The sequence below is a fragment of the Pseudomonas sp. SWRI179 genome (assembly GCF_014268705.1).
Taxonomy (GTDB): domain Bacteria; phylum Pseudomonadota; class Gammaproteobacteria; order Pseudomonadales; family Pseudomonadaceae; genus Aquipseudomonas; species Aquipseudomonas zanjanensis.
On the sequence record NZ_JABWRA010000165.1, the window covers coordinates 1 to 247 of the forward strand.

Sequence of the window (247 nt, forward strand, 5' to 3'; positions counted from 1 at the left end):
AGCGATGTCAACGACACCACTACCGTGACGTTGACTGCTACGCCGACCGTGAACGAAAACGGCACCATCACCTACACCGCCACCCTGACCGGTGCCGATGGCAAGCCTGTTACTGCGCAAAACGGTCCGGTCACCGTGACGTTGGAAAGCGGCAAGACCATCACCATCGCAGCCGGCGCTAGCTCGGGTGCGTTGGATGTAGCCGTTGGCAACGATGTGTACCAAGGTCCGACTACCGTCACCGAAA

General features: G+C 59.5%; 1 protein-coding gene. It reads left to right on the forward strand.

All coding sequences use genetic code 11. From position 1 onward, the window contains the following. On the forward strand, window positions 1–247 hold a 247-nt coding region (locus tag HU767_RS28645), incomplete at both ends, for an immunoglobulin-like domain-containing protein (RefSeq protein ID WP_186731126.1).